The sequence below is a fragment of the Mesorhizobium sp. M8A.F.Ca.ET.207.01.1.1 genome, assembly GCF_004794715.1.
Classification (GTDB): Bacteria; Pseudomonadota; Alphaproteobacteria; order Rhizobiales; family Rhizobiaceae; genus Mesorhizobium.
Genome location: NZ_SRUS01000301.1, coordinates 1 through 339 on the forward strand (window position 1 = coordinate 1; position 339 = coordinate 339).

Sequence of the window (339 nt, forward strand, 5' to 3'; positions counted from 1 at the left end):
AGCGGTTGGTGCAGGGGATCGGGTTGCCGGCCAGCGGCCGGCACTACCGCCGGTGCTCAATCCGCGGGGGGCGGCAATGGCCGGGTCCACAGCCAGATCGCCACCACGGTCATGCTGCCGATCGAGAACCACTTCACCCACGCGATCGGCACGCACCACAGCATGATGCAGGCGCACACGGCCATGGTGATCGTGGCCATCCACTTGCCGTAGCGGCTGACCGCGCCGTGTGCCTGCCAGTTGGCGATGGCCGGGCCGAAGCGCGGATGCTGCAGCAGCCAGGTGTGCAGGCGCTCGGATCCGCGCGAGGCGGCCCACGCCGAGATCAGGATGAACACG

The 339-nt window shown here is 69.3% G+C and carries 1 protein-coding gene; it reads right to left on the bottom strand.

The annotated features are described in order from the left end of the window. Positions 1-56: 56 nt before the first annotated feature. On the bottom strand, positions 57-339 hold a 283-nt coding region (locus EN850_RS34645), incomplete at its 5' end, for a YbaN family protein (protein ID WP_136093009.1).